The following is a 20320-nucleotide window of genomic DNA, read 5'->3' on the forward strand; positions in this document are numbered from 1 at the left end:
ATAATTATGAGATTAGCATTCTGGAAAAAGAAAAAAAATACTGAAACTTTTGTTGAAGATAACTTGGTGGCGAGTATAAAGTCTTTACAATATGATGAAGTAGGATTGATTTATCCTTATCAACAGAATGCTCAAAATGACGCTGATTTTTATTGGGAAAGCCTAGAAGAAGAAGATCTCGCCTATCTCTTGGATGATCACTATATATTGCCATGGGAGGAGTTGTTTCAGCTTCAGCAAGATCCAGAACATAGTAACGTACTTAATTTACTCAACTTACCCAGTCCAACGAATTTACATCCAGTGATTCGTAGTGAGGGAGGATTAAGTGATCCTGATTTTAAAATCATTCTAGATGGATGGTGTGATCAAAATAGGATTAAGTCTAAAGGCCTAATTAAACGAATAGGTGCGGTACTGAATGTTGATGGTCAAGAATATTTACTGAATGAAACGACTTGGAAACTTGTAGAAAAAGTTAAAGAATTTGCTCGTATTTCAAATAAAGATAATAAGCTCAATCAAAAGTATTGGGCTCAAATACGAAGTTTAGCCAATCGAAGTCAAGCAAATTTAGATGAGTTTCTTCGTAAGACCGTGGTACTTGCACCTGAAAAATTACAATTGAATCTACGTAAAAACTTGATTAGTCAGGAATCAGTTGTAGAAGTACAGCCCGACTTTGATGAGGCACCGTCAAATTGGTTGCAAACTTTTGATCGCTATAATCAGGTACAAGATCAATATAGCATTAGCCTACCAGATGGTGGAGTCGCTCATGTAGTCATTGATCCTCAAGTCAAAAATGTACTGAGTGAAATTAAAAAGATGCCGAATAGACGTGTATCTGGTGAGCGCGCTCAAATATTTTTGCATAACCCCTTCGCGCAATTAGGAGATGATGCCACAGAGGTCATCTCTCCTGAAGGTTTTGAAAAATCAAAGCAAGATGCAGAAATCTTTAGTTACAGATTACAGATAGATAAATTTTATAATGAGTTAGGACATTATGTTTCTGCTCAATTAACTCTCAACGAAAATTCTGGCCGTGAACAACAATCGATTCTGTTGGAACTCTCCACTCTAGAGCAAACAAAATATTTTATCTCTGCTTATGAAAAGCCATCACCAATTTTCATGTGGGCGGGTTATACAATTGATAAAACAAGTTATTTAGATCATCAGGTTCAAGAGTTAAAAAGTGATCTAACAGAAATCCAAAAATATGAAGATGAGCTACAAGCACAACAAGTTTTAGATCTATCTAATTACAGTGATCGGGTCATTGGTATTGGTGAGGCACAAAAACTTAACTCTGAGTTTATTCAAAGAGACAGTGGTGAATCAGAGTGGTTACCACAGCATCTCATGGAGTTGGAAGAACAACTACAAGATCGCTTGTCTAATGAAGCAATAGAGGTGCTTGAACAGCGTATCAAACAGGCTGAGCAAGAAGGTAAAGATCAGGTTCTAATTCCTAATGCGAACACTGAAGTCTCATTAGATGACGCTAAAAAATTATTTAATAGTCTGAGTGATTCAAATAGAAAAGAGTCTATTGAAACATTAGAAGAACCTACGGTTAATTTACAGAAAAAAAAGAAAGATACCTTACTCATTGCGAATAACATTGATAAAGCTGAGTTTACTAAACAACGAGCAGATCAATTAGTTTTTGATGAGAAGAACCATCTTCCAGCTAGATTGCCTTCAAGTTTCAGAAGTCAGGAATTTAGTTTAAAACCACATCAGGAGTATGGGATTGCATGGTTGCAGAATCTACATCAATATGCACCAAAACAGGTAAGTGGCTGCCTTTTAGCAGACGATATGGGATTGGGGAAGACCCTGCAATTGTTGTGCTTTATTGGTGAATATTTAGAAAATGCGAAAGATAAAAAACCAGTTTTAGTGGTTGCTCCAGTTTCATTGTTAGAAAACTGGGAGGCAGAAGCAAATCGGTTCTTCAGTGCTAAATTTGCTAAGATCCTAAGTCTATATGGTGAGAATTTAAAAGATCGAAAAATTCCCAAGCATTTAATTTCTGCTCAATTGAGAGACGATCACGGTATTACGCATTTGCTTGAAGAAGAGTGGCTAGGTGATGCGGATATTGTCCTCACAACCTATGAAACGATGCGTGATCTAGAGTTTTCTTTAGCGCGAGTTGATTGGGGGATTATGGTTTGCGATGAAGCACAAAAAATTAAAGTACCTACGGCTATGGTGACAAAAGCGGCTAAAGCTCAAAAGGCAGACTTTAAAATAGCATGTACTGGTACTCCAGTGGAAAATTCACTCACTGACTTATGGTGCTTATTTGATTTTATACAAGAAAATTTACTCGGTTCTTTAAGTGAGTTTAATAAAATATATCGACGTCCAATTGAAATGTCGGAAGATGTAGATAAGCAAATCTTAGAGCAACTCCGTAAATTGATAGCCCCCCAAGTTTTAAGACGGATGAAAAAAGAGGTCGCTGATTTACCTGAAAAACACGAAGTCCAACATTGTAAAAATATTCCAATTTCAACATTGCAAAGACAATTGTATATTGATACAGCCAATCATTTTAGAAAATTATCAGCTGAGGGTAACCAGGGGGCAATGTTAGGTGCGTTGCACAGTATGCGCATGATTTGTGCACATCCTTTACAATTGCAACCGAATGCTTCAATTCATGAATCCCCTAAGGTAGATTGGCTGATCAAAACCTTAGAAGTAATTAAGGCAAAGAATGAAAAGGTTATTATTTTTACTGAATTTAGAGATATTCAAGTATTCCTGAAACGGATTCTTCTAGAACGGTTCGGCTTAAATGTTACAACCGTTAATGGGGATTCAAATACAAGCAGTAAAAAAGGTTTAACCCGGCAAAACTTTATTGATAGATTCCAAGCCACTAGTGGTTTTAATGTGATTATTTTATCAACCACTGCTGTAGGTTTTGGCGTCAATATTCAAAAAGCTAATCATGTTATTCATTATACACGTAGCTGGAATCCTGCTAAAGAAGATCAAGCAACTGACCGCGCTTATCGTATCGGACAGCAGAAAGAAGTTTATGTGTATTACCCAACGATCTCTGCACCTGATGGGGAGGAATTAAAAACTTTTGAAGTCAAGTTGGATGAACTTTTATCAAGTAAGCGGGCTCTGGCAGATGATATGCTGCAGCCGAGTAGAGAACTTAGCAAAGAATTGATCGAAATGATTTAGATGGTAATCTCCCAAAAAATAAAAGGATCTAAAAGTAGAATTTTCTCTTAAGATACAAGCAGGAGATTCTGCATGAAAACATCGAAATTTACTGACGTCAGATTATGTCCATTGATCCTAGACAGTATCGTGGACAACAAATCCCTCTAAATTCTTAAAATATTTCTGTTCAAAGGCTTCTGGGCTTAACCAGCCGTTTGCGGAATGCCTTCTGACCCGATTGTAAAACATCTCGATATAATCAAACACATCCGCACGAGCCATTTCTCGTGTTTTATAAATCCTTTTCTTAACTCTTTCCTTCTTTAAGCTGCTAAAAAAGGATTCAGCAACAGCATTATCCCAACAGTTGCTTTTACGACTCATGCTTTGTTGCGTGGCGTAACGCCCCAATATCTGCAGAACCAGATGGCTTTTATATTGGCTGCCTGAGAAGCATTGCTTCGTAAGGGAGTGAAATATAACTCCAATGGGTTTGCCTCTGCGATGTCATGCTTCATCTAATGCCTTAATGCTGATTTACTTGTGCTGACATAGACCAACCAATCACCCTGCGTGCATATAAATCAAGAACCACAGCGAGATAGGCCCATGATTTAAGTGGGATTTACTCATCGTTAAGTGCATATCAATTAACCCATCGAAATAAACCAACAATTCAAATTATGGAATCAGTCGCTTAAACAAGGTTCGTGTTATATAAAAATATTTATGCTGTATTCATCATTAGATAGTTTTTTCATAGCAAAATTCAGCCCAGTCCGCCATTAATGCTTTACGTTTTTCGAGATAAGCTCCACGTAAATATGCAGCTTCAACTTCGTCAGGTAGCTTATGTGCTAAGACATGCTCACATACCTCACGAGAATAATCTGTTTTATCTGCTGACCAATCACGGAAAGTTGAACGGAAACCATGTGTCGTGATCACTCGATTTTGCTTAGGATCAATATAGCCTAAGCCATTTTCTTTAAGTTTTTGTTCATGCATACGTTTAATTAATGTGGTTAATGACATGTCAGAAAGCATGCCACCACGAGGGGCAGGAAAGATAAAGTCTTGTGGTCGGGTATATTGTTGAATTGATTCAAGCAAAGCGATTGCCTCTTGAGACAACGGAACACGGTGTTCTTTGTCTGCTTTCATCCGTTCTTTAGGAATGATCCAGACCTTATTTTTAAAATCGATTTCCTGCCACGTAGCCCCAAAAACCTCGCCAGACCGACAAGCCGTTAAAATCGTAAATTCCAGAGCTTTAGGGGAAATTCCTTTTTTTTGCCTCAAGTGCTGAATAAAGTTGTTAACCTGTTCATAAGGCAATGAAGGGTGAGGGCGTGAATCCTGCTTTAAATTTCCTAAGATTGGTTCAAGATTGCCTTTCCATTCAGCAGGGTTATCACCTTCAAAATATCCCATAGCCTTGGCATAATCAAAAATGGTTTCTAGACGACCACGGATACGTTTAGCGGTTTCATTTTTCTCAATCCAGATAGGCTTAAGTACTTCAGCAATATCAACTTTGGTAATGCTGCTAATAGTGAGATCACCCAGCGTTGGGTTAATGTAGGTTTCCAAGGTTGATGACCATTGCCCAATATGTTTTTCATTTTTAAGTTCACGAGTTTTATTGGCAATCACAACTTTGGCACATTCACGAAAAGTTTTATTCTTTAACTGTTGGATGCGGAGCTTTTCGAGTTGTTCCTGTTTATGAGCAATTGGATCAATACCACTTCGTATTTGTAATCTTAGTTCAGTGGCTTTGGCACGAGCTTCAGCTAAAGAAACTTCAGGATAGGGACCAAGACCAATATCACGGCGATGCGGTTTTTGCTTACCATCCTTATCAAGACGTTTACCAACTACTGCACGCAAAATCCAGACACGTGAATTGCCTTCGACATTTAAGCAAAGGCCATCAACACCCCCTACAGAATGGCGACCAGTCTCTTTGATTTTTGCTACACTGAGAGCAGATAGTTCTTTAGCTTTCTTTGGCATGATCTTTCATTTACCCCACAACTTACCCCACTTAAAATACTGGAAATGGATAGATTAGACAAGACGTGGTTAGATTGTTATTTTATTAAGTTATTGAAAAATATATTTTTATAATATTGGGTTGGACGGCATGAGACAAGTGTTAGACGGACACCGCTTCCGCCAAATTCGAAAAGCCCCTGTTAATAGCAGGGGCTTTTTTTATCTATGCTTTTATCCCTCAAAATACCCCACATCAAAATCTAGGTGCATTAATTCTTAGTTTATTAAAGGTGGAAAAATGAAAATAAAAAACTACACACCATCTAAAGGTTTTATATGGACTTTGCTTTTAGTATTTTTTATAGCTTGGGTTGTATATAAGTGTGTTCCTTTAACAGAGAAAGATCAAGATGCTCTTATTCATTCAAATATGGAACGGGAAAGGATTAGGCTAGCTGAAGAGTTTGACTCTTATACACAAGAAGACTTCGCACGACTACCAAAATTTGACTCTCGTAAATATTTTTTAATAAAGCGTAGTGGTCGGTTTTGGTTAATACCAAGAGAGTATCAAGGAGATAGTGGATTTAAAATCAGATGGCCTACAGATGTTAATAAATTATTGGCAAAAGACTGGAAAAATGATTTTTATAGGGATTATGCATTTAATGTATTTATGTATTCACCTCAATATTATAATCGTACGACAGATTATTGGGGGCGAAAAATTTATAATAATACATCCTGTCAACCAAAACCTTATGTAGGGAAATTTAAATGGAATGGTGTGCTCATAAGAATTTATGACTCTTACCATAGAAATATTAAAGATGAGCAATATTTAGATGTTTGTCTAACTGCATTAAAAATTTTAAATGAAGAAGTAAAGGAAATACATTTTGTTAATTAATATAATTTAATTTTTAGTAAATTTCATCTAAAAAAGTATTTGAATATATTATATTTTCTCATCAAATTATTACAGTAGATATTGTTAGGCTCTAATTTTTTACTATTTCAGGCTCAGTGTTTTTCACTAGAGCCATTTCAAGTTTTTTGGAATGTTTTTTTTTATTTTAAAAATATCTTTTGAAAATTTATTTTGTCTCAACCTAACTAACTGGTCAGATTAAAATCAATTCGTAAAGTATTTAGTAAGGATAAGGTGATCAGCGTTAACTATAAATATATGCAACATCAAGTTGACGACTGATTATATTTGAACATGAAATTAATGAAACCAGTAAATTCACTGGCTTTATTTAAGGCAAATCTTACTTAATACTCGCCGTAACCATCACTTCTACTAATACTTGCGGGCGTGCCAAATCTGCTTGAATAGCCGCACGTGCTGGTGCTGCTCCATCTGGTAACCATGCTTCCCAACATTCATTGAACACTGCAAAATCTTCGGCAATATTTTTAATCCAAATTTGTGCAGTTAAAATACGGCTTTTATCACTACCAGCTTGTTGCAGTAAAGCATCAATTTTTGCCAGAACTTCTAAAGTTTGCTGCTTAGCGTCAGCATCTAAAGTTGTTGGAACTTGACCCGAAACATATACTAAACCGTTATGAAGGACACAACCTGATAAACGTGCATTTGTATCAATACGTTGAATATCATGACTCATTTTATTTCTCCAGAGATAAACCATCTAATGTAATTGGTGAGGTTGCTTGGCTAATTAATTGACTAATGACCATGGCACAACCAGCGGCCAATGTGAAACCTAAACTACCTTGGCCAATATTTGCCCATAAATTTAAATATTTCGTACGACCCAGAATGGGTAAACCTGTAGGGGTAGATGGACGTAAACCGCTCCATTCTTGTGCTGTATTTACCCCCAATAAATCAGGAAATGTTTTCCGTACCGTATCTTTCAATGCATTTATACGCTCTTTTCTAATGTAGGTATCTTGATAGCCAATATCGACCATTGCGGCAATACGAAGCTGATTCCCTAATTTTGCATATACAATTTTATTCGCATAATCGGTTACGCTCATATTGGGTACAATATTGGCTTTTTCTGGGAATGGTAAAGTCAGGCTATATCCTTTTAATGGATAAACTAGGACTGAAATACCCACCATTTTAAAAATTGCAGTACTACCATTGCCCGCAGCAACGACAAATTCATCTGCTTCTATACGCCCTTGATTTGTTTCAATTGCAGTAATTTGATTATTTTCCGCAAAAAAATCTGTCACTTCATGTGCATATAAACATCTGAAGTTTTTACTCTCTTTTAGTGCTTTATACAGTGCTAAACAAAATTTGTAGCAATCTGCTGTTTCATCATCAGGTGTATAAATTGAACCCACTAATGTAGATTCAATACCTCTTAATGCGGGTTCAAGTTGAACGGTTTCTTCTGGTGACAGCACTTTTTGTACAGTTGGATCTATCGCTAATGCTGCTTTTTTAAATGCTTTTTCATTGCGATGAATAATCATTTTTCCCGATTTTACCCAGTCAAAATTATCAATTTCATCACGCCATTTAGACATAATACTTTGACTATATAGGGACAACCGTAAAATATGATTTCCATTCACAATGTTATCTTTGCGATTACATGCCATGAGGAATTGGAATAACCAAGACCATTGAAGAGGTGAAAAGTTCAATTTAAAGTTTAAAGGCGAGTGGGCTTTTCCTAACCATTGCAGTGCCTGAAATGGAACGCCTGCATCCGCTAAAGGTGCAACATAGCGATAACTGAGTTGACCACCATTTGCAAAACTTGTTTGGCAGCCAATCTGGTCTTTTTCTTCCACTATTGTAACTTTATGGCCTGCTTGAATAAGTGCATAGGCTGTACTTAAACCAATGACTCCACCACCAATGACAACGACATGTTTTTTCATTCTTCCATGATATATCTGCAACACACATTTGCATTAAAGAAGAAGATAAAACGTTAAACAAATGAGTTTTTAGATACTACTCATAACTTTTGGTTAATCGATGGTGTCATGAAAGCCACTTCTCTTTTAATTAATTCAATAAAATCTTCAGTCGCTTTGGTCGTGCTCACATTGGCATTTTCTAAAATATAAATTGTGGTAGATAAACTTGGTTTTATTTCGTGAATCATATGATTTGGTAAGGAGTGTGCAGCAGTATAAATATCGGTAATGCTACATCCCAAACCTTCGCGCACAAGTTCACTCGCCATATAATAGGTTTGTACATTCACAATACTTTTATTAAATGTTCTGTACTTTTTTACAACTTGCATGAGGGAGTCTGAGTAGGGTTGAATCCATCTATTTTCATCAATTGAGTGAATATCTTGCTTTGCATCAATAGGCTGAGAGTCGATGTAAACCAAAGGAATATCAAGAACAGGCGTAGCAATAATTCCATGTTGAGTATGAGGCTGGAATGTCACCGCAATATCAATTTCACGTCTTAATAATTTCTGCTCTAATGCTTGAGTATGATCTGTACCAATATTGACAAAAACATCAGGATATTTTTTTAGAAATTTTGCAGTTAACTTGGGGATGAGACTTAAACCTAAACTTGGCAAACACCCGAGTGTGATTTGACCTTGGGTACTTCTTGCTAAGTTATCCGTTAATTTATTTAATTCATTTATTTTTTCATAAATTGGCTTAATTTCATCATATAAGATATAGGCCTCTTTTGTTGGCTGTAATTTACCTTTGACTCGCTTAAATAGAGAAAAACCGAGTCGTTGTTCCGCATGTTTGAGTAATTTACTTGCCGCAGGCTGTGAAATACATAACGATGATGCTGCCTCTGTGAGTGAACCAAAAAGCATGACTAAATAGAATATTTCTAGGTGTCGAAGATTCATAAATGAGCACATAACTAATAGTTATAGGTAATCTATTAGAATTCATTATTTAATGTCAATAAACCCTTGTAAATTGGTGTGAAATTCAATGCCAATGATCAAGGAGTGATACATATGTCAGTTGAGCAATCTTCTATAACAATACCTAATATCAGGACACCTAAAAATATTGCCCTTATTGCAATTATTATTCTTAGCTTTGTTTTAGCATTTTATGCAAAAGGCTTACCCATAGAGGAGGTCGGTTTAATTGGGTTATTGCCTATTTTTGCCTTAGCACTCTTAACTGTTATCGGTCTAGATATTGTGCTTGCGGTGATTATTGCGATTATTATCAGTGTGATAATGACATCCACCAGTGTATTTGAATTGGGTGGAATACTTGCAAAGTCTACAGGCTCATTTATTGCGACTGTCGGTCTTATTATTATGTTGGGTGCAGGGGTTGGTGAAGTCGCCAACCGAACAGGTGCAGCGAAAGAGTTGGTCAAATTTATTGTCAATAAAGTTGGGCTTTCAAGTATTCCTCGCGTAAAACTTGGCATCATGATTTCATCAGTTGTTATTTGTGGTTCATTGGGGACTATGGCAGGTGGTAATGCCATTATTGTTGCTGTCATTATTCCCATTGCAGCAGCTGTTGGTTTAACGCCACCCACCGTTGCATTACTGTTGATGACAGCCGGTTCGGTCGGTCTTTTTATAGGACCTTTTACACCAAGTACAGTAACTATTTTAGAGTTGGGTGGCTTGACCTACCCGCAATACTTAAGTGCTTGTGCCATTCCTATGAGTGTTGTCACACTTCTTACAGGTTGGTTCATGTCTGGCTATATACAAAAGTGGACTTTTGGAAAATATACCTATAATGAAAACTTCTTAGAACCTTCTGAAAAAATAGAAAGTGCCTCCGAATTGAAAAGAAGTAAACGTGCGGCGATTGTATTCATTGGCACAATTATCGTGATGGCAATTCTTGGAATTATTTTTAAAGCAGGTTTTAGTTTTGCAATTATTGTGATGCTTACTGTTGCCACTTTGACTGGGTTAGTTGCAGGTTTTAGCCCTAAGCAGATTTTGGAAGCACTCTACGAGGGATGCGGTAAATTAGTCTGGATGTTTATTCTTTACTGGTTATACAATCCTATTTTAGTTCTTGTTGAAAAACTCAATGCTTATCAAACACTGTTAGATAATGCGACACCGTATTTGGTTGACTTAAGTCCTGCGATGCTCTGTTTTGGTATTTTCTTATTTAATATTGTGGGGCATATTCCAGGGGCAGCTGTTGCACAAATGACCTTTACCAATAAAATTTTTGGACCAATTTTACTGGCAAATGGCGTTCCACCTGTTGCGGTTACAGCAGTTCTATTATCAAGTTCCCAAGTAGACTGGTTTGGCCCTTTTCCATCTTCTGATATGTTTGGTCAAATGGGCTTAGCACGTTCAAGTCAACTTAAATACATGCTATATGGTGGTTGGGCCATAGTGATCGCAAATATTCTACTTTTTGCAGTATTGTTCCAGATTTTGAATTAGTTCCTATAAATTAAAAGTATTTCTTATTTAAATCAATTTCAAAAGCCTCTTAATCTAGAAAGTTTAAGGGGCTTTATTTTATACTGTATAATTGATAGGTCTTTTTAAAATAAAATAGTTGTTTTTTACTTTGCTAATTTAATTCATAAGTACCAAAGTTATGTGTAAAAAATAATTTTAATTTTCAATAGATTTATTATTTTTAGCTTATACCTTTGGAAATTTTTTGATTGGAAATAGTATTAAAAAATATCTATCTATAATCAACAATATTGTTTTCTTTCTTGTGGCTTATATTTCTATTGGTGGTATCAAAATATTTTTTATAAAATATAATTGAAATAATGATTGTTTTGTAATTTTATTTTTAAAGGTATGGCTAAAATAATTTTAATAAATAAAAAAATCTGCTTAAAAAATATAAATTTAATCGGAGAGTTAGATGTATCTAAAAGATATATTGTGTAGGGATTTGCCAATGTAACCAATAAACCTCAAATGTTATATTTGTGGAAATAATAGATCTATAAATATATGGAAATTTATTTTATCTATTTTATAGATCTATTTGAAAATCAATATAGAGAAGCCTTTATCTCCAATTGGTCTTAAAGAGTTTTTGAAGCAATGTTATCTTTAATATAGTTATTTGCTTTAAATATATGCAATAACTATTTAGATGCTAAAAATATGTAAGTAATAGGATAAAAATGTTAGAAACTGATGTTTTAATTGTTGGGAGTGGTCCAGCTGGTTCTTCGGCTGCACTTATGTTAAGTACTTATGGAATTAGAAATATCATAATAACTAAATATAGATGGCTAGCAAACAGTCCGCGTGCCCATTATATCAGTCAAAGAACAATGGAAGTTGTCCGAGATTTAGGCATCTCAGATGAAGTAATCGCAAAAGCTGCACCAAAAGAAGTTATGGGAGATGTGGTTTATTGCACATCTTTAACAGGTGATGAAATTGGACGTTTTCCTTATGGAATGAATCATCCAGAAAGAATGTCTGAGTATGCTAAAGCGAGCCCTTGTGAACAGTGCGATCTTCCTCAACACCTATTTGAACCTATTTTGCTTTCAAATGCTGCATCACGAGGTAGCCATCCAAGATTTGATACGGAATACCTATTTCATGTGCAAGATAAAGATGGTGTAACAGTCACTGTTTTAGATAGATTAACTAAACAAACATACTTAATCAGATGTAAGTATTTAATCGGAGCTGATGGTGCAAGCAGCCAAGTCGTAAAAGATTTAGATTTACCTATGGCTGGTAAAATGGGGAAAAGTGGCAGTATCAGCATTATTTTTAAAGCCGATTTAACAAAATATGTTTCGCATCGACCTGGATACCTCTGGTGGATTATACAACCCGGAGCAAACATTGGAGGGATTGGGTTAGGCTTACTGCGAATGGTCAGACCTTGGAATGAATGGCAGATTGTTTGGGGTTACGACATTGAAAAGGAAGAGCCATTTCTTACCGATAATGAGGCGATTGCGATTTGCAAACAGCTTATTGGCGATAACGACATTGAAATAAATATAAGTAGTAAGTCGTTATGGACAGTCAATGAAATGTATGCGGAGCAATATTCGAAAGGTCGAGTTTTCTGTATTGGTGATGCTGTCCATCGCCATCCACCTTCTAATGGACTCGGTTCAAACTCATCTATACAAGATGCTTATAACTTATGTTGGAAATTAGCATTTGTATTAAATGGCAAAGCGGGTAGTGGTTTATTAGACAGTTTTAATGATGAAAGAGCATCTGTTGGTGAACGAATTGTTAAGCGTGCAAATCAAAGTGTTAGAGAGTTCTCTACTATATTTTCTGCTTTAGAGTTAGATGGAAAGTACAGTATAGAAACAATGCAAAAAAGCATTAATGCTTTAAGTGAGAGTCATGAAAAAGGTGCTGTTAAACGCCGTGATTTAAGGTCTGTAATTGAATATAAAGCTTATGAGTTTGCTGCTTTAGGTGTAGAAACTAATGTGCGATATCATTCATCTGCAATTATTGGAGCAAAACATAATATTGAAAATGAATTAGATTCTTATAGAGATGAAGATCTTTATTATTATCCCTCATTTAATGCTGGCCATAAAATCCCTCATACATGGTTAGTCAAAAATCATAGAAAAATCTCAACTTTGGATTTAATTGGCAATGGAAAATTTACGCTTTTCTGTTGGTTGCAAGGTGATAAATGGAAGCTTGCTGTAGATAACATTAATAGACAGCTTAACTTGGATATTAAAGTTATACAGGTAGGGCCAAAAAGAGATGTTGAAGACTCTTATGGAGAGCTTTCACGGTGTTGGACTAATGATGAAAATGAATGCATGCTGATTAGACCAGATGGCTATATTGCTTGGACAAGCAATCAAATTGAAAATGCAGAAGATGAATTGCACAAAGCAATGTCATCAATACTTAGTTTGAATTAGTATTTCACTGCTTCACCAAATTCGAAAAGCCTCTGTTAAAAGCAGGGGCTTTTTTTATGTGAATTTTTTAATGCTTAGAAACCTATATAAAAATTTGGATTGAGTGGGGCAGAATTAGATTTCAGTTTAATTTTATATTTCATAGTGTCTTGGGAATGAATCCTCATTTTCTACTATTTAATATTTAGCCTTTGTTTTTTCTCAAAATCATGAACCATTCGAATACGCTCTTCAGTTGCAGGATGAGAGGATAAAGTATCAAGAACAGCTGTAGATAATTTATTAGCTGAAGATTCTTCTTGAGAAGTTGGTGGGTTGGACTGATTTTTTTTATCGATACCTTCTTCTGTTGTATCGCTTAAACGTTGTAAGAAATTTGCAAAGTGTGAGACTTCGATATGCTTTCTATCCATCAGCTGTAAAGCATATAGATCGGCTTCGGACTCAAATTTACGTGAGTAATTTGCACCAATCATAGCGGCAGGTAATGACGTAAATAAGTCTGAATTATCTCCTGTCATTGCAATGTATAATATACTTAGGCCTAAACTAGTTAACCCTTGTTGCAAACTATGGCGATAAACTAAATGCCCTTGTTCATGGGCTAATACGCCTAAGATTTCCTGATTAGTATGTGCCATTTTGATCAGTTCATCTGTGACGATAATTGTATTATTGGGTAGCGCTACAGCATTTGCCCCTAAATGATCGCCTTTACGGAAGACTAATTTGGCTGGTCTGTTTTCAGCAACAGTATTCAAATATTGCTTAGTAATTTGGTCTTTTTGAGTTTGTGCTAATTGGCTGGGGGCAGTCCAATTATTTAATACATAATTCTCGGCTTCATCGCCTAATTTCTTTAAAGTATTCTCAGGTAATTGAAAAGCAAGATAATGGGATGTGGCTGGAACACCCCATTTCACTAGACTGATCGCGAAAGTAATCACAAAAATTACACTAAAAAGAATAAGACTCGGAGAGCGTTCAAGTTTCCAGATCGAATGTTGAACCTTTTTAGTTGTGTAATTAAACCATTCAGGTAATGCACTATGAAATTCAATCCGTGCATCATCAGATAATTCAATCACTGGATGTAACTGTCCCAATGCACCAATCAATTTCATATCAGTATATTGATAATGACGTTGTTGTTCTAATTGCTCACCATACCGAATGAGAACTTCAGATTTAGATTGAGCTGAAATCTGAGCATGGTGAGGTTTAGACACTATGCCATCATAGAAAATGATATCTACTGCTTGGGACATAAATAAGTAAACTCAGATTATTATAAAGAGATGTCAATATCAAAAATATCACTGATTTCTTCATCTAAAGCACTTTGTTCTTGCTGAGCTAGATTCATCATTTGATCTGGATCATCTAATAAAATTAAACTCATCGATTCAATCTGATATTTGTGAATACGAACCGCAGCCCAAGCAGACATTAAACCTATGGTTAAGATTTTTACTATCCAGTTTGAAGCTACAATCCATGCAAAACGCCATTGATTACAGTCTGTTTTAAATTGACTGTTTCCAACTGTCGTATTGTTCCATGTCGTAATAAAAATACGTGCAGCAATTAATGGATAAATAAATAATCCAAGAAATGCATATACCATAACTATTCCGAAGACTGCAACTCTCGGTGAGAACCCAGCAATTGTTCCTGCCATAGCAAAGTAAATAATTGAAAAAATAGCAATTATACCAATTGCAATAAAAACTGGTATATAAACTGCAGCCATATATGCAGACCATTTCGCGTTTAATTTAAAATTTAATTGTCCAGCATATAAGTTGTTTAGATAATATTTTTTATATAGCCAAATAGCTACAGGTGTAAAAATTCCTAATGTGAAAATATATACCAATATACTCAAAAGAAAGACTTTATAAGATTCTTTTATGGTTCCACCAAAATAAAAACGTGCGTTGCCGAACTTACTATTTCTTGCAGTAAAACGCAAAGTAGCGCGAATTAGCCAAGGGACTGCTGTATATAATGCAACTAGTCCAACCACAGTCGCAATCATTGAATACTGTGATGAAATTGCAAATACTACGTAAATTCCTAATGCAATTAAACGTCCAATCAAAATCTTGGTTGGAATACCAGTAAAATCAAAGCGGCGTTCAAAAAATTCTGTATTACCATAGAAATAGCGTAAGCGACGAACTTTAGCCCAAGGCGCATATAAGCTTAAAGTAATAATAGTCAAAAGAATATTAACGATCCAGATTCCAAAATATTCTGAGGCATTACCATGAAACTTAAAATGATAAATTCCTGAGTGTGAAATTGGTGGAGTTGTAATATTTTGATCCTCATTTAAATCTTGAGGAAGTGAGGTTAAAGCTTGGTCTTGCATTTTATTCTCTTTATTGAAAATATATGATCATGAATGAAGGTAATAGATAATTAGAAAGCTATTGAGATTATTATATATTTTTTATGAATTGAAATAAATAGAATGAAAAGCGAGCAACAATTTATTAGCACTTTTCTGTTGAATTATTCGAGACAGAAAGCTTATCACGAGAAGTATAAATAATGGGTTTAAAGGCATTGGTGACTTATTGTGATTGTAAATTTAGTAGTAATTCTAATTTGAACTGAAATTTTTCTGCATCATTCATTTCCTGTTATTCACTTTACTTAGAATTAATACAAGTTATCTTGATAAAATTTATTGTTAGTAAAAACTTAAATAATAAAAAATAATTTACATAAATAGCTTATGTTTTTAATGTGACTTTCATCGCTTCCTCAAATTCGAAAGACCTGTAGAAGGAAAGGCTTTTATATGCAAAAAATATAAATTTCACCCGTATTTAGCTAAAAAGGTGATAACAAATCCTGGAAATTTCATATAAATCAAATATGTATGTGATATTTGAAAAAATGTTTATGTTTTCAATATGTTGCTGTGAGCATGACTATATATCAGAATTGAACAAGTTATTTGTAGAATATTCACTTGTTGATATATGATGATCCCATATTTAGAGGCTGTTTCAAAACATAATTCTATTGTTTAGCGAGCAAGTTCAAGGAATGAATAGTGCTGAATTCAGGCTTCTAAACCCTATATCTGGAAATTATTTCCGGCCAAATATTGCATTTCGACCCAATGGTTGGAAATGTCTCACTCTTTTGTAGGGTAGGCGTTTCCTATTTTAGGATGTACCTATGAAAAAATTATTTAGTGTATTGTTCAGCGCATCTGTACTAACACTGACTGCATGTAATAAACAACCTGCACAAACTGAAAATACTGCAACGACCAAAGACAAAACTGAGTCTGTTCGAACAATTAAACTGGTTTCAACAGGTTCAGATACGGATGTATGGAAATATGTTGCAACGCTTCCTGAGACTAAAGAAGCGGGTATTAAACTTCAAGTTACCAATTTGACTGACTATGTTGTGCTCAATACATCTGTCGCAAATGGTGAGCAAGATGTAAATGCGTTCCAGTCATTTAACTATTTGGCAGCTTACAATGCTTCAAATACAGCGAAAGTTGCAGCTATTGCGACAACTTACTTGGAACCAATGGGTATTTATGCAGATAAAATTAAAACTGTTGAAGAGTTCCCACAAGGCGCGACGATTGCAATTCCAAACGACACTGCTAACGAAGCTCGTGCATTAACATTATTACAATCTGCTAAACTGATTAAACTTAAACCAAACTTTGATCCTATAAAAGGGACTACGAACGACATTGCTGAAAACCCTAAAAATTTACAATTAAAACCAATTCAAATGACTACAGCAGTTCGTGTTAAAAACGATGTAGATGCAATTGTACTTGGTAATACATTGGCACTTGAGGGTGGTCTTAATGTAATGAAAGACGCTATCTTCCGTGAGCCTGTTGACCAGTCTACTAAGCTTTATGTCAATTTATTGGGCGTAGCTGAAGCAAACAAAAATGACCCGATCTATACGAAACTTGGTGAACTTTACCACTTACCGAAAGTGCAAAAATTCGTAAGTGAAAAATTCGGTGGCACAAAAGTTGAAGTGAACAAACCTGTTTCTGAATTTGCAGACATCAAATAAGTAATTTTTTAATTAGAACTACTTTATAAAAGCTAAGCCCCGCTAATCGGGGCTTAGCTTTTTTTAATATTTATTTAACTAAACGTTCTGCTTCTTTATGCTGAATCACTGTATTACTTGGACTGTTTGGTGCTTCAATTATCTCTACTGGAATAAATCTAATTTGAGCAATAGTGGATTTCTCATTTGAATCTTTTGGTAATAGTTGATTAAGCTTTTGAATATCTAATGCTGTTGGAGTGGTGTCTCCACGCACTACAATACGAACGAGCGTAAAAGCATCTCGTTTATCGAATTGGATTGTATCGACAATATTATTGTTAATATTAAAATATTGATTAACATCTGATTTTACTTCGTTCTCATAAATTTGTTTATTTAGCATGTGTATAAAATTTAGAGTTAAGTAAATCGCTAAACCCACTAAAAACAATAAACTAATGATATTTCTTTTTATAAATTCAAAGACATTACTTTTTACTTCAGTATCAGAACCTCGTCTAAAACCTGCAATCCAAAGAACTAATGAGGAACTGACTTGAATCGCTATAATATTCGTTATAGCTAAAATCAAAGCATTTGCAGCACTTCTCCATTCTAAATGAGCAATTAAGATACCACTTGCAACTAATGGTGGAACTAAAGCAGTCGCTACAGCCACACCTACAACAGCAACAGAGAGTCGAGGTGATATAGCGGCGAAAGCACCTGCTGCTCCACCAGCGAGTGCAATCATAAGATCCATTATTGTAGGTTGTGTTCGAGCTAAAATTTCACCAGTGATTGGTATATTTATATTAATGAGTCCCAGAATAATACCAATCGAATAAATCATTACTAAGCCCAAGATAAGGGTGATGAATGACGTTCTAAATAAAATCCATCTATTATCAATAAATGAAAGAGCTATTCCTGAAATAGGGCCAAGCATCATTGCTACCAACATTGCACCAATGACTACAGCGGATGAATCTGCAAGAAGACCATATCCAGCTATGATCGCAGCAAGTGCATTCATTATAAAAAAAGTCTTACTAGGTAAAGCATCGGCTTGAATATTTAAGCGAACATTTTTGTGATCAATTTTTTGTGTGTTGGCTCTAAGTGCCTGTTTATATCTCAGCTTTTCTTTTAGTACTTCGTATTTTTGTTGATCTGATTTTTCTTCTACAATGATTGTAGCATCATCTTTTTTTTCCATATTTAGTTCTATTTTATAGTTCAATTATTAAACTTTATTATTAAAAAAATAAAAAGAAATCAAGTTTTTCTAAATGTAGCAGTGTGAAATTATTTGTTGTGTCCTGTAGTAAGAGGTTCTTACCAGATTTAAGAACCTCAAGGAAACATACTATTGATCTGCAAATATTGAAGGAACAACTTAAAAGAAATGGCTTAAATATATAAAAATTGGGTTTTTAGGGTCTAAAAGTAACTTTAAAGCCATACATAAGCTGATGATTATGAGTAAGGGCTTGATCACTCTTGAGCCAAATCTTACTGCAAATTTTGCGCCTATCGAGGCACCAATAAAAGCTCCACCAGCCATCACAAAAGCTATTGGAAAAATGACGTATCCTTTAATGATAAATATAGATAACGAACCTAGGTTACAAGCCACATTTGCTAACTTGGTATAAGATAAAGCGCTTACTAACTTAAATCCTAATAACAGTACAAATGCAACGATGAAAAATGAACCAACCCCGGGACCAAAAACGCCATCATAGAACCCTAGTAACGGCGCCACTAGAAGTGCAAATAAAAAATAAGGAATAAGAGGTTTTTTATCTACATCACTGAGCTTTGGTGAAAAAATAAAATATAAAGCAACCAAAATTAAAAGTATTGGTACGATAGTTAAAAGAACATTTTTAGGCATGAGGGTAACTGAAAGAGCCCCTAATGTTCCCCCTAAAAAAGACATACAAGCGATAGGGATTGCTTTACGCCATTCGATGAGCCCTTTTCTTGCAAAACTAATAGTTGCTGAAAGTGTTGCAGAGGCTGCTTGTAATTTATTGGTTGCTATTGCAGATACGGGAGGGACACCTGATAAAAGCAATGCAGGTAGAGTGATTAAACCTCCTCCACCTGCAATAGCGTCAATAAATCCAGCTACCATAGCTACTAAGCCTAAGATAAGGAGGAGTTCAAAATTCAATTTATTAGCCTTTCACAATAAGTGGATTTTTTTGCAGCACAATATAATCAAGGTTTTTTCTATAACCAAGTAATCGAACTAATGTTCTACGGTTATCTTTAATAATATCTCGGCAATGTAAGCATAAACTATTATTAATAATTAAAACTGTATTAGGATTTAAATTAATTGAATCAACAATATGAGCTTGTCGAACAATTGATTCAAATTTATAAAAAGCATTTTTAATTTTTAAAGAAGCATTTTCGTTTGGAGTGAATCTATAGGAATTATATTTCATGGCTATATAACCATGCTTATCTACTTCTAAAATAGAAACGTTTTCTCCACCAGATCCTTGGCCCTCATTAAAAGTTTCACTTCTAGTAAAGTTAAAACTTTCTGTTGTTAAAGCCATTGTCTCTTCAAGAGTTAATTGACTTAATATTCTTGAGATTGGAATTAAACTAGTAGGTTCGTTCAGGGGATTCCATCTTGCTGTTAAAATTAAAGAAGAGGGAGCTGGTGAGTGATTATTAACAACTTTAGTCACTGTATGATAAGGAGCTTCGGTGTGCGCAGTTAGTGCTATACCTGAATGTGAACTCTTGTCAGGATTTTCATTTTCAATTTTTGTGACTCCACCACCTTTTAAGTTTGCGACAACTCTAACGATTTTGCCTAAATTATCTATATCAAATGCGAAAGCATCTTCCTCGAGAATTGCCAATATGATTTGTTCAGAAGAAGCGAGTGTTAATATATCTATATCTGTTTCAAGTAATTCAAGTGACGGTAATTGTGTTGATTGAGTAATATCAATTTTACTACGATCTAACTTTTTAATATTGAGTCCTTCAAGAACGAGATAAGGTATTTCTCTACGAATATATTTTTCAATAATACTTTTTTCATATGAGTTTAACTTTGCAATGGCTTTGTTGCACAAAGCTATTCTTGAAGGCTTCTTCAGTAATATAATTTCCAGATGAAGAAGCCTACACCTAAAATCTATCGTACAACCAATTGGTCCTCGTATAACCAAGCTTTAATCAAGCGAG

14 protein-coding genes and 1 pseudogene are annotated in these 20320 nt (G+C 35.0%); 5 read left to right on the forward strand and 10 right to left on the reverse strand.

Annotated elements, in window-relative coordinates; genetic code table 11:
* The first annotated feature begins 6 nt into the window (after positions 1–6).
* Positions 7–3219 (forward strand): DEAD/DEAH box helicase, encoded by a 3213-nt coding sequence (locus tag MSG95_RS10555; protein WP_106479658.1) that lies wholly within the window; start codon positions 7–9, stop codon positions 3217–3219.
* Between the two features lie 117 nt (positions 3220–3336).
* On the opposite strand, the pseudogene MSG95_RS10560 reads toward MSG95_RS10555, so the two are convergent.
* Together MSG95_RS10560 and MSG95_RS10565 are read right to left on the reverse strand one after the other, a co-directional pair.
* Positions 3337–3817, reverse strand: a pseudogene (locus MSG95_RS10560) (IS3 family transposase); the annotation flags it as partial.
* 128 nt (positions 3818–3945) lie between these two features.
* Positions 3946–5220, reverse strand: a complete 1275-nt coding sequence (locus MSG95_RS10565) for a tyrosine-type recombinase/integrase (RefSeq protein ID WP_032025764.1) — start codon at positions 5218–5220, stop codon at positions 3946–3948.
* Positions 5221–5500: 280 nt separating this feature from the next.
* On the opposite strand from MSG95_RS10565, the gene MSG95_RS10570 reads away from it, so the two are divergent.
* Positions 5501–6112, forward strand: coding sequence for a hypothetical protein (locus tag MSG95_RS10570; RefSeq protein ID WP_077165567.1), 612 nt, complete (start codon positions 5501–5503; stop codon positions 6110–6112).
* Between the two features lie 364 nt (positions 6113–6476).
* On the opposite strand, the gene MSG95_RS10575 is transcribed toward MSG95_RS10570, so the two are convergent.
* The 3 genes from MSG95_RS10575 to MSG95_RS10585 all read right to left on the reverse strand — a co-directional run bounded on the left by MSG95_RS10575 (position 6477) and on the right by MSG95_RS10585 (position 9038).
* The gene (locus tag MSG95_RS10575) at positions 6477–6836 is read right to left on the reverse strand and encodes a RidA family protein (protein WP_077166340.1); all 360 of its coding nucleotides are present in this window, start codon (positions 6834–6836) and stop codon (positions 6477–6479) included.
* 1 nt (position 6837) lies between these two features.
* A complete protein-coding gene (locus tag MSG95_RS10580; RefSeq protein WP_077166339.1) occupies positions 6838–8079 on the reverse strand; it encodes a D-amino acid dehydrogenase in 1242 nt (413 codons plus the stop codon).
* Positions 8080–8159: 80 nt separating this feature from the next.
* Positions 8160–9038, reverse strand: coding sequence for a LysR family transcriptional regulator (locus tag MSG95_RS10585; protein ID WP_077166338.1), 879 nt, complete (start codon positions 9036–9038; stop codon positions 8160–8162).
* Positions 9039–9152: 114 nt separating this feature from the next.
* Here MSG95_RS10585 and MSG95_RS10590 point away from each other — a divergent pair, with 114 nt between their 5' ends.
* On the forward strand, positions 9153–10580 hold the full coding sequence (locus MSG95_RS10590; RefSeq protein WP_077166337.1) for a Na+/H+ antiporter NhaC family protein: 1428 nt from the start codon (positions 9153–9155) through the stop codon (positions 10578–10580).
* 710 nt (positions 10581–11290) lie between these two features.
* Positions 11291–13039, forward strand: coding sequence for an FAD-dependent oxidoreductase (locus tag MSG95_RS10595; RefSeq protein WP_151819651.1), 1749 nt, complete (start codon positions 11291–11293; stop codon positions 13037–13039).
* A gap of 173 nt (positions 13040–13212) precedes the next feature.
* On the opposite strand, the gene MSG95_RS10600 is transcribed toward MSG95_RS10595, so the two are convergent.
* Together MSG95_RS10600 and MSG95_RS10605 are read right to left on the reverse strand one after the other, a co-directional pair.
* Positions 13213–14307 (reverse strand): M48 family metallopeptidase, encoded by a 1095-nt coding sequence (locus tag MSG95_RS10600; protein ID WP_190977919.1) that lies wholly within the window; start codon positions 14305–14307, stop codon positions 13213–13215.
* Positions 14308–14327: 20 nt separating this feature from the next.
* The gene (locus MSG95_RS10605) at positions 14328–15416 is read right to left on the reverse strand and encodes a YjgN family protein (protein WP_324645058.1); all 1089 of its coding nucleotides are present in this window, start codon (positions 15414–15416) and stop codon (positions 14328–14330) included.
* An 821-nt stretch (positions 15417–16237) separates the two neighbouring features.
* Between MSG95_RS10605 and MSG95_RS10610 the strand changes: the two genes are divergently transcribed.
* Positions 16238–17116, forward strand: coding sequence for a MetQ/NlpA family ABC transporter substrate-binding protein (locus tag MSG95_RS10610; RefSeq protein ID WP_004702956.1), 879 nt, complete (start codon positions 16238–16240; stop codon positions 17114–17116).
* A 70-nt stretch (positions 17117–17186) separates the two neighbouring features.
* Here the strand turns inward: MSG95_RS10610 and MSG95_RS10615 are convergent, their stop codons facing one another.
* The 3 genes from MSG95_RS10615 to MSG95_RS10625 all read right to left on the reverse strand — a co-directional run bounded on the left by MSG95_RS10615 (position 17187) and on the right by MSG95_RS10625 (position 20208).
* A complete protein-coding gene (locus MSG95_RS10615) occupies positions 17187–18317 on the reverse strand; it encodes a DUF389 domain-containing protein (protein ID WP_077166095.1) in 1131 nt (376 codons plus the stop codon).
* 180 nt (positions 18318–18497) lie between these two features.
* Entirely contained in the window at positions 18498–19241 is a 744-nt protein-coding gene (locus MSG95_RS10620; protein ID WP_019458230.1) for a TSUP family transporter, read from the reverse strand.
* 43 nt (positions 19242–19284) lie between these two features.
* Positions 19285–20208 carry a hypothetical protein gene (locus tag MSG95_RS10625; protein WP_324645060.1) on the reverse strand — a complete coding sequence of 308 codons (924 nt, stop codon included), beginning with the start codon at positions 20206–20208 and terminating at the stop codon, positions 19285–19287.
* Positions 20209–20320 lie beyond the last annotated feature (112 nt).

The organism is Acinetobacter sp. IK23, assembly GCF_035615275.1.
In the GTDB taxonomy this organism is placed as follows: domain Bacteria; phylum Pseudomonadota; class Gammaproteobacteria; order Pseudomonadales; family Moraxellaceae; genus Acinetobacter; species Acinetobacter seifertii.